Below are 16,026 nucleotides of genomic sequence, written 5' to 3' on the forward strand. Positions count from 1 at the left end.
ACCAAAAAATCCTCGCTCCATTCATCCGGCCCCTACGCTTCGCTCCGGGGTTCCCTCGCTCCGTTCTTGCTCCCGGGAGGACCGCGCTGAACGCCCCATCCTGGGGCGCAGCGCTTGACGGGCATCCATGCCCGTCACCTCCCTCCGCAAGAACTCCGCTCGGCCTCCTGAAGTCGCAATTGGCGTCGCCTGAACTACCGCGCACTTAGAAGCAAGATCAAGATCAAGAGATACGAATTGATTTCAAAGTCGACAGATATACTAGGTGCTTCAGATGGGACAAGAAAGATATCCCACTACATGCAAGTTATCGTAGCCAACCAGATCTAAACAAAAAATTGGCGGAAGGCAGCGGGAGTCGAACCTGCCCGGGAACGGCTGCCGTCCCCAACCGGGTTTGAAGCCCGGCCGCGCCACCGGGCGCGATTGCCTTCCTTGAAATCAGGGCCCGCGTTGCAACTGGGCCAGGGCGCTGTCGACGCGGATATGCCGCTGGTCGCCGACCCGCCGGGTCAGGCCAACGCGGTCGAAGTACTCGAGTATCTGCACACTGCGCTTGCGACCGATGCCCAACATATCGCGAAACGCCGCAACCTGCACTATCGGCGATGCCTCGGCCTGCTGCAACAACAGCTCTGCCATGCGCCTTAGCGTCACCTCCGGGTAGAACAGGTCACGCACCACCTGGTGCAACAGGCCCAGGCGGGCGAGCTTGCGCAGCAGCAGGCGCACCTCGGCCTCCTCGCAGCGCTCCTCGGCAGCCAGCGTACGCACCCAGGGCGGATCGAACTCACCCGCCAGCAAGCGCGGCAGCAAGCGCTCCCACAGTGCAGTATCGGCTTCGCTCAACTGAACCTTGTGCCCAGGCAGATGCAGCCACGGACCACTGCTGCTGATCCCCCCTTCGCCCAGCAGCTCATCCAGCAGGCTGACAAACGCCGGACGCTCCAGCGGCATCGCGGTAAAGCGGCGCAGGCGGTCGCGGTCCGGGCCAAGCTGGTCGGGCTCCTGTTCATGGAACTGCGCCAGCCGCGCCAGCACCTGCTGCTTGAGTGAATGCCACTGCTGGCGTGAGAACAGCAACTGGCCCTGGCGGGTGGCGATAACCTGCACATCCTCCGGCAACTGCCAGGTCTCGCGCAGACGGTTGAACTGGCGCTCGAGGCGCTGCGGATCGAGCCCGCCGGGTGCAGTTTCGAGCAACGCCGGCAGGGCCTGCTCCAGTTCAGTGACATCACGCAGTACCTGCAGCTGGCGCAGGCGTACCTCGCTGCGTCGCTGTCGGCTCGGCGCAAAGGGATCGAGCACGCGGCCACCGCCGAGGGTGCGCTGGGCGCGCTGGTCGCGCAGCACCAGCCGATCGCCATGCACCGCCTGCAACGGCGCGTTGAGCAGCAACTGGGCGAACATGCGCTGGCCGGCGCCGAGCCGTTCACCCTCCAACAACGCAACACGGGCCGTGACATCCTGGGTCCCCAGGTGCACATGCACCGCGCTGAAATGCTCGAACGTCCGGGTCTCGCCCGGCAGCAAGGTGAAATCGATATCGACCCGCACGCTCGGTGCATGCAGCCACTGCGGCACCAGCCAGTCGCCCCGGTGCACCTGCTCTGCCGCCAGCCGTTCAGCGCTGATGTTCAACGCGACCCGCTGCCCGGCCTCGGCCACCAGCGCCGCCTGGTTCTGCGCATGCAGGCCACGCACCCGCACCGGCTTGCCGGCCTTGCCCAGCAACAGCGTGTCACCGGCGCTGACCTGCCCGGCCAGGGCCGTCCCGGTGACCACCACGCCCGCCCCGGACACCGCGAAGGCGCGGTCCACGGCCAGGCGGAATCCGCCCCGCACACTGCGTCGACGCACCTGGGCCTCGGCGGCCAGCAACGCTTCGCGCAAGGCGTCGATACCCTCGCCACTCAGGCTCGACACCGGGAACTGCGGTACCCCGGCGTATGGCCCGGGCGCCAGCAGCGTGATGACTTGCGCCTGGACTTCGGCCAAGCGTTGCGGCTCGACCCGGTCGCACTTGCTGATGACTACCAGCGCCTGGGGAATGCCCAGCAACTCGATGATCGACAAGTGCTCGCGGGTCTGCGGCATCACCCCGTCGTCGGCGGCGACCACCAGCAGCACCAGATCAATGCCATGGGCGCCGGCGAGCATGTTGTGGATAAAACGCTCATGGCCGGGCACATCGATGAAACCCGTCAGCGGAGCACCTTCGGCCAGCGCGGCATAGCGGTAGCCGAGGTCGATGGTCATGCCCCGGGCGCGCTCCTCCTGGCGCGTGTCGCCGGCCTGGCCGGTCAGGGCCTGGAGCAGCGCGGTCTTGCCGTGGTCGATGTGGCCGGCGGTACCGACGATCACTGCACTGGCCCCAGTTGCAACCTCGGCAGCTGCGCCAGCCACTGGGCCTCGTCGTCCAGCTGGCGCAGGTCGAGCCACAGGGCATCGTCGTCGATGCGGCCCAGTACCGGCACCGGCAGGTCACGCAGCGCCCGCTCCAGTACATGCAGGCTGCGCCCACGCAGTTTCTTCGACACCTGCGGACGCAGGCACAAGGCCGCGCTGGGCAGGCGCGCCACAGGTTGGCTGCCGCTGCCGATCATGCCCAGGGCTGGTTCGACGCTGACTGCCCATTGCGCCCCCAGCCGCGCGGCCAGTTCAGGCGCCAGGCGCTCGGCCTGGGCGGCAATTTCGGGCTGGGGCCGGGTGAGCAGGCGCAGGCTCGGCAGGCGCTCGGCCAGGCGGTCCGGATTGCGGTACAGCGCCAGCACCGCTTCGAGCGCCGCGAGGGTGATCTTGTCCACCCGCAGGGCACGCTTGAGCGGGTTCTTCTTGATCTTCGCGATCAGCTCCTTGCGCCCGACGATGATCCCCGCCTGCGGCCCGCCGAGCAGCTTGTCGCCACTGAAAGTGACGATGTCGGCCCCATCGGTCAGGGCCTGACGCACGGTCGGCTCGGCCGGCAGGCCCCAGCGGGTCAGGTCGAGCAGGCTGCCGCTGCCCAGGTCTTCGAGCAGCGGCAGCTCATGTGCATGGGCAATGCGCGCCAGTTCCGCAGTGGGCACCTGGGTAGTGAAACCCTGGATGCTGTAGTTGCTGCAGTGCACACGCATCAGCAGCCCCGTGCGCGGGTTGATCGCGCCTTCGTAGTCGCGGGCGTGGGTGCGGTTGGTGGTGCCGATCTCATGCAGCTTCACGCCGGCGCGGGCCATGATGTCGGGGATGCGGAAGGCGCCGCCGATCTCGATCAGTTCGCCACGGGAGATGATGCCTTCCTTGCGTGCGCCCAGGCTGTTGAGCGCCAGCAGCACGGCGGCGGCGTTGTTGTTGACCACCGTGACGGCCTCGGCGCCGGTCAGTTCACGGAGCAGGCCTTCGATCAGGTCGTCGCGGTCGCCGCGCTTGCCGGTGTTGAGGTCGAACTCCAGGTTCAGCGGGTAGCGGGCGGCGGTCTGCATGGCGTCGACCGCTTCCTCGGGCAGCAAGGCCCGGCCGAGGTTGGTGTGCAGCACCGTGCCGGTGAGGTTGAACACCCGACGTACCTGGCTGCGTTGCTGGATGGCCAGGCGTTCGCCGGCTCGGCCCAGGAGAACTTCGGCGGTCAGTTCGGCGGCACTCAGTTGGCCGAGGCGAGCAGGCTCGCGCAGGTCGTCGAGCAATTGGCGCAGGGCGGCCAGCGTGGCGTCACGACCGTGGCGGTCGATCAGTGGGGCGCAGGCTGGGTGGCGCAGCAGGGTGTCGATGGAGGGCAGGCGTGGGGTGTCGCTGGCGAGGGTTGAAGACATTCGGTACTACCTTTGACTGATCCGTTGTCTGTTCCGGCCCTTTCGCGGGGCAAGCCCGCTCCTACAGGAAGCGCGTTGGCGTCGAAACCAGCGCTGTACCTGTAGGAGCGGGCTTGTCCCGCGAAGAAGGCAACTCGGTGTAGCAGTGTAGACAATTACCCCCTAGCCCGGTGCCAACAGCAGATTCGGCGCCAGCCGATGGAAGCCCTCCTCATCCAGGCGCATGTCCAGCGCCAGGCTCGCCAGGTCGTCGGCCAACGGCTCGGCCGCAGCGTCGTTCTCCAGGTAGCACTGCTTGAGGTAGTTCTGGCACCCCGGGCAGCACTCGGCACGCAGCGGCGCCTTGCCTGGCGCGTGGCGGTCATCCTCGAGGTTGCTGTAGCGCAGGTCCTTGCTCGACTCGCAGTACACGCACTTGACCCGCACAACATGCCATTCGCAGGCACACAGCGAGCAGGCCAGGTAGCGCAGGCCATTGTGCTTGCCGCGATTGCGCACCACCCCGGCCATCGCCGGCGAGCCGCAGGCCGGGCACTGGGCCAGGCTGCCGGCGGGTTTGAGCTCAGGCGCAGGCAAGGCCAGCAGCCAGCTGGACCACGCCGCCTGCAACGCGGCGCCGATAAAGGGCACCAGCGCCGCCGGTACCGCGTCGTACTGGCCGCCGAGCAGGGCGATGCCCCAGCCTTTGCGTTGCGCCTCATCGCTGCCGCGCAACGTCCCCAGCGCGTCCGCCAGCGGCCCATCAGGCTCCGCGGCGAAATGCTCGAGCAACGCCTGCAACCAGACCAGCCACGGCCCTTCACGTACCAGGCTGTCGGCCGTCAGCGGCGGCAGGCCATGACTTATGCACAGGCGCTGGCGCTCTTCGGCCACTGGCACCCCAGCAGGTGGGTTATCCACAAGCTGCTGCTGAATCCGGCATAGCCGGGCCATCAACCGCAGGTAGTCGCTTAGGGCGTTGCCCTCGGCCAGCTGCTCAAGCCGGTTGGCGCGCACCTCGAAGAGGTTGGCGGTGGGCAGGTGCAGGAACGGCGGCATCACTGCCGACGCTTCGATCTGCCCGGGTTCGAGAATCGTGCTCAAACGGTCATCCTTCTTTTCCACTGTGGTTGTGCGGCGTCTTGTCGCCGGTCACGTCCCGGTACCACAGTTCATGGTGCTTGCGTGCCCAGGCGCGGCTGACCCAGCCATGCAGCATGGCGCCGATCGAGCCCTTGATCCAGATCCCGGCATAGATGTGCACGATGATGCTGAGGATCAGCACGAACGCCGCCAGGGCATGCAGCAGCGCGGACAGGCGAATGACGTCGATGCCGAACCAATGGCTGAAGTACGCGCGCCAGATCACCACGCCGCTGACCAGCAGCACCAGCATGCAGGCCAGCAAGGTCCAGAACAGCAGCTTCTGCCCGGCGTTGTACTTGCCGATCGGCGGCACGCCCTCTTCCTTGTTGAGCATCACCCGGTCGATGCGGCGCAGCCACAGGCGGTCGTTGGCGGTGATGAAGTTGGCGCGCCAGAAGCGCAGCACCAGCCCGAGGAAGAACACGAACATGGCCACGCCGATGAACGGATGGAGGATCCGCGTCCACGGCCCGCCGCCGAACAGGTGGCTGAGCCAGAACAGCGCCGGGTGGAACAGCGCCAGCCCCGAAAGGCCGGCCAGCACGAACAGGATCGCCACGACCCAGTGGTTGCTCCGTTCGTTGGCGTTGTAGCGCAGGATAGGCTTGTTGTCGTTCATGGCCGTTGCTCCCCCTGCCCGCCCGGGCGGTTCGGATCATAGACATGCACCGCCGGGTCCACCTGGTGGACCGTGTCATCCACAGGTGTCGGATGCTCGTCCTCCTCGACTCGCTGCGGCCCCACGCGCACATAGTGGAAGAACCCGGCCAGTACCGCCGCGCCCATGGCCAGCAGCGCCAGCGGCTTGCTGAAGCCCTTCCACAGCCCCACCAGCGGGCTGATCACAGGCTGGTCCGGCAGGCCGGCGTAGATCCGCGGCGTGTCGGCGTGATGCAACACATACATCACATGGGTGCCACCGACCCCGTCCGGATCGTACAGCCCGGCGTTCTCGTACCCCCGCGACTTCAGGTCGACGATGCGCTCGTCGGCATGCACCTTCATCTCCTCCTTGCTGCCGAAGACAATCGCCCCGGTCGGGCAGGTCTTCACACAAGCCGGCTCCAGGCCGACACTCACGCGGTCAGAGCACAGGGTGCACTTGTACGCCTTGTGGTCCTTCTGCGAGATGCGCGGGATGTTGAACGGGCAGCCGGTGATGCAGTAGCCGCAACCGATACAATGGTCCTGGTTGAAGTCGACGATGCCGTTGGCGTGCTTGATGATCGCCCCCGGGCTCGGGCAGGCCTTCAGGCAGCCAGGGTCCGCGCAGTGCATGCAGCCGTCCTTGCGGATCAGCCACTCCAGGTTGCCGTCGTCGCGCTCGTGCTCGGTAAAGCGCATCAGGGTCCAGGTCTCGGCGCTGAGGTCCTGGGGATTGTCATAGGTGCCGTGGTTGTGGCCGACCTCGTCACGCAGTTCGTTCCACTCCGAGCACGCCACCTGGCAGGCCTTGCAGCCGATGCACTTGGTGGTGTCGATCAGCTTGGCGACTTCCTGCTGCTGGCGTACCGAGGGCGGTACGGTGGTGGTGGCCGAGCGGGCGATGATGTCTTGGCTGGCCATCAGAGTTTCTCCACTTTGACGAGGAACGACTTGGACTCCGGTGTCTGCGTGTTGCCGTCACCGAGGAACGGCACCAGGGTGTTGGTCAGGTAGCCATGCCGGGTGGCACCGGTGAAGCCCCAGTGCAACGGGATGCCGATCTGGTGCACGGTCTGGTTGTTGACCTGCAGCGGACGGATCCGCTTGGTCACCACCGCCACCGCATCGATATGTCCGCGCTTGCTCGATACCCGCACCCGGTCGCCAGCCTTGATGCCCTTCTCGTTCGCCAGCACCTCGCCGATCTCGACGAACTGCTCGGGCTGGGCGATGGCGTTGAGCCGGCAATGCTTGCTCCAGAAGTGGAAGTGCTCGGTCAGCCGGTAGGTGGTCGCCGCATGGGGGAACTCGTCGTGGGTGCCGAGGGTGTCCCACACCGAATCGAAGATCCGCCCGGCCGGGTTGCTGGTGGCCTTCTTGTTCTGCGGATGCAGCGGGTTGATGCCGATCGGCGTCTCGAACGGCTCGTAGTGCTCGGGGAACGGCCCCTCGGCCATCTTGTCGATGGCGAAGAACCGCGCCACGCCCTCGGGGTTCATGATGAACGGGTTCATCCCCGCTTCCGGTGGCGAGTCGACCTTGAAGTCCGGCACGTCGGTGCCGGTCCAGGCCTTGCCGTTCCACCACACCAGGCGCTTCTTCTCCGGGTCCCACGGCTTGCCTTGCGGGTCGCTGGAGGCACGGTTGTAGAGGATGCGCCGGTTGGCCGGCCAGGCCCAGGCCCAGTTCTGTACCTGGTGCATGCCATACGGGTCGCTGTTGTCGCGCCGGGCCATCTGGTTGCCCTGCTCGGTCCAGCTGCCGGCGAAGATCCAGCAGCCGGACGCGGTGCTGCCGTCGTCCTTCATCTGGGCGAAGCCGGCCAGCTGCTGGCCGGCCTTGAGCGTGGCACCGGTGGCGTCGGTGAGGTCGCTGACCGCCCAGCCGTTCATCTCCTTGGCCAACTCCTCGGGCGAAGGCTCTTCAGGCACCTTGTACGGCCAACTGATGTTGAGCATCGGGTCGGGGTAGGCGCCGCCTTCGGCCTGATAGCGCTTGCGCAGGCGCAGGAACAGCTCGCTCATGATGCGCACGTCGGTACGGGTCTCGCCCGGACCGTCGGCGCCTTTCCAGTGCCACTGCAGCCAGCGGCTGCTGTTGACCAGCGAGCCGTCCTCCTCGGCGAAGCAGGTGGTGGGCAGGCGGATCACCTCGGTCTGGATGTTGGCGGTGTCGACGTCGTTGAACGGGCCGGCGTTGCGCCAGAACTCCGAGGTCTCGGTGGCCAGCGGGTCCATGATGACCAGCCATTTGAGCTTGGCCAGGGCCGCGGTGACGCGGTTCTTGTCCGGCAGCGCGGCGATCGGGTTGAAGCCCTGGCACATGTAGCCGTTGACCTTGCCCTGGCCCATCATCTCGAACATGCGCAGCACGTCGTAGGCCGGCACGTCGAGCTTGGGCAGCCAGTCGTAGCCCCAGTTGTTGGCCACGGTGGCGTTGGCGCCGTACCAGGCCTTCATCAGGCTGACGTGGAACTTGCCGTAGTTCTGCCAGTACGACAGCTGCCCCGGGCGCAGCGGTTTGGAGGCGCGCTTGTCGATGTAGGCGGTGTAGTCCTGCTCGGCATCACCGGCCAGGGTCAGGTAACCCGGCAGCGAGTTCGACAGCAGCCCCAGGTCAGTCAGGCCCTGGATGTTGGAGTGACCGCGCAGGGCGTTGACCCCGCCACCCGGCATGCCGACGTTGCCCAGCAGCAACTGCACCATGGCCGCGCTGCGAATGATCTGCGCGCCGATCGAGTGCTGGGTCCAGCCCAGGGCGTAGAGAATCGTCATGGTCTTGCCCGGCGTCGAGCAGGTGGCGATCTCTTCCCAGATCTTCATCATCTGGTCCTGGGGCATGCCGCAGGTCATGCTCGCCAGTTCCGGCGTGTAGCGGCTGTAGTGCTGCTTCATCAGCTGGTATACGCAACGCGGGTGCTGCAGGGTCGGATCGACCTTGGCGAAACCGTCCTCGCCCAGCTCGTAGCCCCAGCCGGACTTGTCGGCGTACACGCGCTTGGCCGCGTCGTAGCCGCTGAACAGCCCGTCCTCGAAGCCATAGTTCTCTTTGACGATGAACGACACGTCGGTGTAGTTGCGCACGTACTCGTGCTGGATCTTGTCGTTGCTCAGCAGGTAGTTGATCAGCCCGCCCATGAAGGCGATGTCGCTGCCGGTACGGATCGGCGCGTAATAATCGGCCACCGAGGCGGTACGGGTAAACCGCGGGTCGACCACGATCAGCCGCGCCTTGTTGTGCGCCTTGGCTTCGGTCACCCACTTGAAGCCACACGGGTGCGCTTCAGCGGCGTTGCCGCCCATCACCAGGACCAGGTTTGCGTTGGCGATATCAGACCAGTGATTGGTCATCGCGCCACGGCCATACGTCGGGGCAAGACTTGCCACCGTCGGGCCGTGTCAGACACGCGCCTGGTTATCGAACCCCAGCATGCCCAGCGAACGGATCACCTTGTGCGTCATGTAACCCGCTTCGCTGGAAGCGGCGGACGCGGCGAGAAAGCCCGTGGTGAGCCAGCGGTTGACCGTCTGGCCCTGGGCATTCTTCTCGATGAAGTTGGCGTCGCGGTCCTGTTTCATCAGGTCGGCGACACGATCGAGGGCTTCGTCCCAGTCGATGCGGGTCCACTCGCTGCTGCCCGGCTTGCGCACCTCGGGGTACTTGAGGCGGCTGGGGCTGTGGATAAAGTCCAGCAGACCGGCGCCTTTCGGGCACAGGGTGCCGCGGTTGACCGGATGGTCCGCGTCGCCCTCGATGTGGATGATGTTCTGTTTGACGTTCTTGCCCGCGTCACCCTGGCTGTACATGATCAGGCCGCAGCCGACCGAGCAGTAAGGACAGGTGTTACGGGTTTCTTTGGTATGCGCCAGCTTGAAGTGGCGCACCTGCTCGGCGAACGCGGGTGTCGGGGCCATGCCCAACGCCGCGAGGCTCGAGCCTCCAAGGCCGACGGCGGCGACCTTGAAGAATTGCCGACGGTTGAGATCCATCGTGCACTCCTGATCAGGTTCTCGGGCGCACGGGACTTGGCCGGCGCCTCAGGGACTTCACGGTGGCGGTGGACAGAGACCGCCAGCTGTTAAGCCTAGTCAAGAATCTGCAAAGCGCGATGATCTGGATCAGGCGCGAGGCAAATCGCCTTCTCCCCCATACAAATCCTACATTGCTACCGGAAATGGACTACGCCCCGACACATTCTGTGCCTGTTAGGTTGATGGATCACACATGGAGGAGGACCGCAGGCATGAACATCAAGCACCTCTTGACCACACTTTTGATCGGCATCCCAGTACTCGCTCAACCCAGCATGGCGGCAACAGCAGGCGATGATCACGCCCCTCCCGCCGCGTTGCAGATCACCGCCGAGCGAGCACGGGCCATGGCCGATGCCGCCGAGCGTGCCGCACGCGCCCAAGGCTTTGCCATCGTCATCAGCATTGTCGACAACCATGGCAACCTGAAGTACTTCCAGCGCATGGATGGCACCAGCAGCGGCAGCATCCAGGTCGCGCAGCTCAAAGCCGAGACATCCGCCCGTTTCCCGCTGTCGTCCCGCTCGCTCGGCGAGCGCAGCGCCGCGTTGCCCGCCAATCCCTACGCCTCGCTGCCCGGCTTCACCCTACTGGAAGGCGGACTGCCGATCATGGATGTCAACGGCAGGCATATCGGTGGAATCGGTATCAGCGGAGCGACGCCGGAACTGGACGCCCAATTTGCAAGGACGGCACTCGAAGAGGGCTGATCCTGGCAGGCGCCTGCCTGGTTGCCCAGACAAAAAGAAACCCGCTTCAGGCATGAAGCGGGTTTCTTGTTACAACTTCGTTCCACAAGGGCGCCATGGGTGCCCCAGGAATGGATCAGAACGGAATATCGTCGTCGAAGCTGTCGAAGTCAGCGGCTGGCTGCGGAGCCGGCTGTTGCGGCGCCGGGCGCTGTGGCGCCTGCTGCGGACGCGGAGCTTGCTGGCGCGGAGCCTGGTTGTACTGCTGCTGCTGGCCACCCTGGTTGTAGTTGTTACCACCACCCTGGTTGTATTGGTCGCCACCACCCTGCTGACCCTGAGGACGCCCGCCGAGCAACTGCATGGTGCCGTTGATGTCGACGATGATCTCGGTGGTGTAGCGCTTGATACCGTCCTTTTCCCACTCGCGGGTCTGCAGCTTGCCTTCGATGTAGCACTGCGAACCCTTGCGCAGGTACTCGCCGGCAATCTCGGCAACCTTGCCGAACAGCGACACACGGTGCCACTCTGTACGCTCGACCTTCTGGCCCGACTGCTTGTCGGTCCACTGCTCGCTGGTGGCCAGGCTCAGGTTGGTCACGGCGTTACCGTTGGGCAGGTAGCGGACTTCGGGATCCTGACCGCAGGTACCGACCAGAATGACTTTGTTAACCCCACGGGCCATAACGTTCTCCTAGGCTTCGCACGCCGCAGAGGCTGGGTTCACCAGACGCTCGAGGGTCGCACGGTCCAAAATTTTCGTATCCAGTTTGATATAGATGGCGGCTTCTTCTGCCACCACCACGGCGTCGGTCACACCCGGCACGGCCATCAGGCGCTCGGTCAGCCCGGCTTCCCGGACCGCTTCAGGCGTCAGCGGCATGCGCAGGCTGGTCACGTACGGCGGCTCATTCATGCGCAACGCAGTGAGCAACCACAGGACGCACAACACCGCGCATCCCAGGAACACCATGCTCAAGCCACCGTGCTGGAACAACCAGCCACCGAGGATGCCTCCCAGCGCGGCGCCGAGGAACTGGCTGGTGGAGTACACCCCCATCGCCGTCCCCTTGCCACCGGCAGGTGACACCTTGCTGACCAGCGAAGGCAAGGATGCCTCCAGCAGGTTGAATGCAGTAAAGAATACCACGGTGCCGATCACCAGTCCGCGCAAGTTGTCAGCCCACTGCCAGAAGAACACCTCCACCAGCAGCAGGACACTGACCGCGCCGAGCAACACGCGTTTCATCTTGCGCTTCTTTTCCCCGTAGATGATGAAGGGGATCATTGCAAAAAATGAAACCAGCAACGCGGTCAGGTACACCCACCAGTGCTCCTCCTTGGGCAGCCCGCCGCGCTCGACGAAGGCCAGGGGCAGCGCCACGAAGCTGGCCATCAGGATCGCGTGCAGCACGAAGATGCTGATATCCAGGCGCAGAAGGTCCGGATTGCGCAGGGTCGGACCTAGAGCCTGACGGGCGACACCGGACTCGCGATGGGCCAACACATTGTGCGAATTGGGCACGACGAAGGCGATCAGGCCGATGCCGACCAGGGCAAGTCCTGCGGTGGCAAGGAACAATCCTGACAAGCCAAAGGCGCGGGTCAACAGCGGGCCGACCACCATCGCCACGGCGAACGACAGGCCGATGCTCATGCCGATCATGGCCATGGCCTTGGTCCGGTGCTGCTCGCGGGTCAGGTCGGAGAGCAACGCCATCACCGCCGCGGAAATGGCCCCCGCGCCCTGCAGGATGCGCCCGGCGATCACGCCCCAGATGGAATCGGCCTGGGCCGCCAGCACGCTGCCCAGGGCGAAGATGATCAACCCCACGTAGATCACCGGACGGCGGCCGATGCGGTCGGAAATCACCCCGAACGGAATCTGCAGCACGGCCTGGGTCAGGCCGTAGGCGCCGATGGCCAGGCCGATCAGCGCAGGCGTGGCACCGGCCAGGTCCATGCCGTAGGTGGCCAGCACCGGCAGTACCATGAACATGCCCAGCATACGAAAGGCGAAGACCAGGGCCAGGCCGCTGGCGGCGCGGGTTTCGCTGCCACTCATGCGCTCGTTGTGGGTGTCGTGCATGGATTAACCTCGTGTGAACCGGCGGCGATTCTATCAGTCCGACGCCTTGGCGGCATATACGCGACGCTTTGCCGCGTCATGGCAGCGCGCCGTATACTCCTTTGTTTATGCCCGCCGAGCGAGGCCGTAGTGGACAAGATCCTGATCCGTGGGGCACGTACCCACAACCTGAAGAACATTGACCTGACCCTGCCTCGGGACAAGCTGATCGTGATCACCGGCCTGTCCGGATCCGGCAAGTCCTCGCTGGCATTCGACACGCTGTATGCCGAAGGCCAACGCCGCTACGTCGAGTCGCTGTCGGCCTATGCCCGGCAGTTCCTGTCGATGATGGAAAAGCCCGACGTCGACACCATCGAAGGTCTGTCGCCAGCGATCTCCATCGAGCAGAAGTCGACCTCGCACAACCCGCGCTCGACCGTCGGTACCATCACCGAGATCTACGACTACCTGCGCTTGCTCTATGCCCGCGTCGGCACACCGCGCTGCCCGGACCACGATATCCCACTGGAGGCGCAAACGATCAGCCAGATGGTCGACCTGGTGCTGGAAAAGCCCGAAGGCAGCAAGCTGATGCTGCTGGCCCCGGTGATCCGCGAGCGCAAGGGCGAGCATCTGGCGGTGTTCGACGAGCTGCGCGCCCAGGGTTTCGTCCGCGCCCGGGTCAACGGCAAGCTCTACGAGCTCGACGAACTGCCCAAGCTGGATAAACAGAAGAAGCACAGCATCGATGTGGTGGTGGACCGCTTCAAGGTTCGCGCCGACCTGCAGCAGCGCCTAGCCGAGTCATTCGAGACCGCCCTCAAGCTGGCCGACGGCATTGCCCTGGTCGCACCGATGGACGATGAGGAAGGCGAGGAGGCGATCTTTTCCGCGCGCTTTGCCTGCCCGATCTGCGGCCATGCGATCAGCGAGCTGGAGCCCAAGCTGTTCTCCTTCAACAACCCGGCCGGTGCCTGCCCGACCTGCGACGGCCTGGGGGTGAAGCAGTTCTTCGACACCAAGCGCCTGGTCAACGCCGAGCTGACCCTGGCCGAAGGCGCGATACGTGGCTGGGACCGGCGCAACGTCTATTACTTCCAGATGCTCGGCTCACTCGCCGCGCACTACGGTTTCAGTCTCGAGGAACCGTTCGGCGAGCTGTCGGCCGAGCACCAGAAGGTCATCCTGCAGGGCAGCGGCAAGCAGAGCGTCGATTTCAAGTACCTCAACGACCGTGGCGACATCGTCAAGCGCTCGCATCCTTTCGAAGGCATCGTACCCAACCTCGAGCGCCGCTACCGCGAGACCGAATCGGCCACCGTGCGCGAGGAGCTGGCCAAGTTCCTCGGCACCCAGCCCTGCCCCGACTGCCGCGGCACCCGCCTGCGCCGCGAGGCCCGCCATGTATGGGTCGGCGAGAAGACCCTGCCGGCGGTGACCAACCTGCCGATCGGTGAAGCCAGCAACTATTTCAGCGACCTAACCCTGACCGGCCGCCGTGGCGAGATCGCGGCGAAGATCCTCAAGGAGATCTGCGAGCGCCTGCAGTTCCTGGTCAACGTCGGCCTCGATTACCTGACGCTGGACCGCAGCGCCGATACCCTGTCCGGCGGCGAGGCCCAGCGTATCCGCCTGGCCAGCCAGATCGGCGCCGGCCTGGTGGGAGTGATGTACATCCTCGATGAACCGTCCATCGGTCTTCATCAGCGGGACAACGACCGCCTGCTGGCCACCCTCAACCACCTGCGCGACCTGGGCAACACGGTGATCGTGGTAGAGCACGACGAGGACGCCATCCGCCTGGCCGACTACGTGGTGGATATCGGCCCGGGCGCTGGCGTGCATGGAGGCCAGATCGTCGCCGAGGGCTCGCCCGAGGAAGTCATGGCGCACCCCGACTCGCTGACCGGCAAATACCTGTCCGGGCGCAAGAAGATCGTCGTTCCGGCCAAGCGCACCCCGCGCAACAAGAAGCTGTCGCTCAAGCTCAAGGGCGCGCGCGGCAACAACCTGCAGAACGTCGACCTGGAAGTGCCGATCGGCCTGCTGACCTGCGTGACAGGCGTGTCCGGCTCGGGCAAGTCGACGCTGATCAACAACACCCTGTTCCCCCTCGCCGCCACCGCGCTCAACGGCGCGAGCAGCCTGGAGGCCGCGCCGCACGCCAGCGTCGATGGCCTGCAGCACCTGGACAAGGTCGTGGATATCGACCAGAGCCCGATCGGCCGCACGCCTCGGTCCAACCCGGCGACCTACACCGGCATCTTCACGCCGATCCGCGAGCTGTTCGCCGGCGTGCCGGAGTCGCGCTCCCGTGGCTACGGCCCGGGGCGCTTCTCGTTCAACGTCAAGGGCGGGCGCTGCGAGGCCTGCCAGGGTGACGGCCTGATCAAGGTGGAAATGCACTTCCTGCCGGACATCTACGTGCCCTGCGACGTGTGCAAGAGCAAGCGTTACAACCGCGAAACCCTGGAGATCAAGTACAAGGGCAAGAACATCCACGAGGTGCTGGAAATGACCATCGAGGATGCCCGCGAGTTCTTCGACGCGGTCCCGGCCCTGGCGCGCAAGCTGCAGACGCTGATGGATGTCGGCCTGTCGTACATCAAGCTGGGACAATCGGCGACCACCCTGTCGGGTGGCGAGGCGCAGCGGGTCAAGCTGTCACGCGAGCTGTCCAAGCGCGACACCGGCAAGACCCTGTATATCCTCGACGAACCGACCACCGGCCTGCACTTCGCCGATATCCAGCAACTGCTGGACGTGCTGCACCGCCTGCGTGACCACGGCAATACCGTGGTGGTGATCGAGCACAACCTGGATGTGATCAAGACTGCCGACTGGCTGGTGGACCTTGGGCCTGAGGGTGGCTCCAAGGGTGGGCAGATCATTGCCTGCGGTACGCCGGAGGAACTGGCCGAGAAGAAGCAGTCGTATACCGGGCATTACCTGAAGCCGCTGCTGGAGCGGGATCGGGCTTGAGGCATTGGGGGCGCTTTGCGCGCCTTTCGCGGCACAAGGCCGCTCCTACATTTGAACGCGTCAATCAAAAGATTACGCGATCGCCTGTAGGAGCGGCCTCGTGCCGCGAAAGGGCTGCAAGGCAGCCCCAAGCTTTTACATCTGCGACTGCAGGTAGTTCTCCAGGCCAATGGCCTTGATCAGCCCCTGCTGCTTCTCCAGCCAGTAGGTGTGATCTTCTTCAGTATCGGCCAGCTGCGCACGCAGGATATCGCGGCTGATGTAGTCCTTGTGCAGCTCGCACAGCTCGATGCCCTTGCACAGCGCGGCGCGGACCTTGTACTCGAGCTTCAGATCGGCCTCGATCATTTCCGGCACGGTGCTGCCAACGTGCAGGTCATCGGCGCGCATGTCCGGGGTGCCTTCGAGCATGAGGATACGGCGCATCAGGGCATCGGCGTGCTGCGTCTCTTCTTCCATCTCGTGGTTGATACGCTCGTAGAGCTTGCCCAAGCCCCAATCTTCGTACATCCGCGAGTGAATGAAGTACTGATCGCGTGCTGCCAGTTCGCCCTTCAGCAACGTGACGAGGTAGTTGATTACGTCCGGGTGACCTTGCATCGCCCTGATTCTCCCTGTGAATACGTCTATGGGACATAGTGTGAACCAGGTTTTGTTCGCGGTCACTGAAAAACGCGCAATTAGAAGCAAATAAT

Annotated in this window: 11 protein-coding genes and 1 tRNA gene; 2 read left to right on the top strand and 10 right to left on the bottom strand. The window is 64.9% G+C overall.

What is annotated here, in order from left to right; translation table 11 throughout:
* Positions 1-339: 339 nt before the first annotated feature.
* The 7 genes from LU671_RS26415 to fdnG form a co-directional block, all read right to left on the bottom strand.
* A tRNA-Sec gene (locus LU671_RS26415) sits at positions 340-435 on the bottom strand.
* 6 nt (positions 436-441) lie between these two features.
* Positions 442-2,364, bottom strand: a complete 1,923-nt coding sequence (gene selB / locus LU671_RS26420) for a selenocysteine-specific translation elongation factor (RefSeq protein ID WP_232857412.1) — start codon at positions 2,362-2,364, stop codon at positions 442-444.
* On the bottom strand, positions 2,361-3,788 hold the full coding sequence (gene selA, locus LU671_RS26425) for an L-seryl-tRNA(Sec) selenium transferase (protein WP_232857399.1): 1,428 nt from the start codon (positions 3,786-3,788) through the stop codon (positions 2,361-2,363). Before selA ends, selB begins: the two co-directional genes overlap by 4 nt.
* Before the next feature lie 162 nt (positions 3,789-3,950).
* Positions 3,951-4,871, bottom strand: coding sequence for a formate dehydrogenase accessory protein FdhE (fdhE, locus tag LU671_RS26430; RefSeq protein WP_232857400.1), 921 nt, complete (start codon positions 4,869-4,871; stop codon positions 3,951-3,953).
* A gap of 4 nt (positions 4,872-4,875) precedes the next feature.
* The gene (locus LU671_RS26435; protein WP_232857401.1) at positions 4,876-5,532 is read right to left on the bottom strand and encodes a formate dehydrogenase subunit gamma; all 657 of its coding nucleotides are present in this window, start codon (positions 5,530-5,532) and stop codon (positions 4,876-4,878) included.
* Positions 5,529-6,479 (bottom strand): formate dehydrogenase subunit beta, encoded by a 951-nt coding sequence (fdxH, locus tag LU671_RS26440; protein WP_203650021.1) that lies wholly within the window; start codon positions 6,477-6,479, stop codon positions 5,529-5,531. The genes LU671_RS26435 and fdxH overlap by 4 nt, the downstream gene beginning before the upstream one ends.
* Positions 6,479-9,547, bottom strand: coding sequence for a formate dehydrogenase-N subunit alpha (gene fdnG, locus LU671_RS26445; protein WP_232857402.1), 3,069 nt, complete (start codon positions 9,545-9,547; stop codon positions 6,479-6,481). Before fdnG ends, fdxH begins: the two co-directional genes overlap by 1 nt.
* Before the next feature lie 254 nt (positions 9,548-9,801).
* Between fdnG and LU671_RS26450 the strand changes: the two genes are divergently transcribed.
* Entirely contained in the window at positions 9,802-10,299 is a 498-nt protein-coding gene (locus LU671_RS26450) for a GlcG/HbpS family heme-binding protein (RefSeq protein ID WP_203650017.1), read from the top strand.
* Positions 10,300-10,414: 115 nt separating this feature from the next.
* On the opposite strand, the gene LU671_RS26455 is transcribed toward LU671_RS26450, so the two are convergent.
* Complete coding sequence (locus tag LU671_RS26455) at positions 10,415-10,963, bottom strand: single-stranded DNA-binding protein (RefSeq protein ID WP_203650014.1); 549 nt, start codon at positions 10,961-10,963, stop codon at positions 10,415-10,417.
* Positions 10,964-10,972: 9 nt separating this feature from the next.
* Complete coding sequence (locus LU671_RS26460; protein ID WP_232857403.1) at positions 10,973-12,367, bottom strand: MFS transporter; 1,395 nt, start codon at positions 12,365-12,367, stop codon at positions 10,973-10,975.
* Positions 12,368-12,496: 129 nt separating this feature from the next.
* Between LU671_RS26460 and uvrA the strand changes: the two genes are divergently transcribed.
* Positions 12,497-15,331: an excinuclease ABC subunit UvrA gene (gene uvrA, locus LU671_RS26465; RefSeq protein WP_232857404.1), complete on the top strand. Its 2,835-nt coding sequence runs from the start codon at positions 12,497-12,499 to the stop codon at positions 15,329-15,331.
* 135 nt (positions 15,332-15,466) lie between these two features.
* On the opposite strand, the gene bfr is transcribed toward uvrA, so the two are convergent.
* Positions 15,467-15,931 carry a bacterioferritin gene (bfr, locus tag LU671_RS26470; protein ID WP_050703558.1) on the bottom strand — a complete coding sequence of 155 codons (465 nt, stop codon included), beginning with the start codon at positions 15,929-15,931 and terminating at the stop codon, positions 15,467-15,469.
* Positions 15,932-16,026 lie beyond the last annotated feature (95 nt).

The organism is Pseudomonas sp. NMI760_13 (assembly GCF_021283245.1).
Lineage (GTDB): Bacteria > Pseudomonadota > Gammaproteobacteria > Pseudomonadales > Pseudomonadaceae > Aquipseudomonas > Aquipseudomonas peradeniyensis.

Excerpts from the sequence above, each read along its gene's own strand:
- selA (WP_232857399.1), bottom strand. The coding sequence starts at position 3,788 with ATGTCTTCAACCCTCGCCAGCGACACCCCACGCCTGCCCTCCATCGAC.
- LU671_RS26435 (WP_232857401.1), bottom strand. The coding sequence starts at position 5,532 with ATGAACGACAACAAGCCTATCCTGCGCTACAACGCCAACGAACGGAGC.
- fdxH (WP_203650021.1), bottom strand. The coding sequence starts at position 6,479 with ATGGCCAGCCAAGACATCATCGCCCGCTCGGCCACCACCACCGTACCG.
- LU671_RS26450 (WP_203650017.1), top strand. The coding sequence starts at position 9,802 with ATGAACATCAAGCACCTCTTGACCACACTTTTGATCGGCATCCCAGTA.
- LU671_RS26455 (WP_203650014.1), bottom strand. The coding sequence starts at position 10,963 with ATGGCCCGTGGGGTTAACAAAGTCATTCTGGTCGGTACCTGCGGTCAG.
- LU671_RS26460 (WP_232857403.1), bottom strand. The coding sequence starts at position 12,367 with ATGCACGACACCCACAACGAGCGCATGAGTGGCAGCGAAACCCGCGCC.
- bfr (WP_050703558.1), bottom strand. The coding sequence starts at position 15,931 with ATGCAAGGTCACCCGGACGTAATCAACTACCTCGTCACGTTGCTGAAG.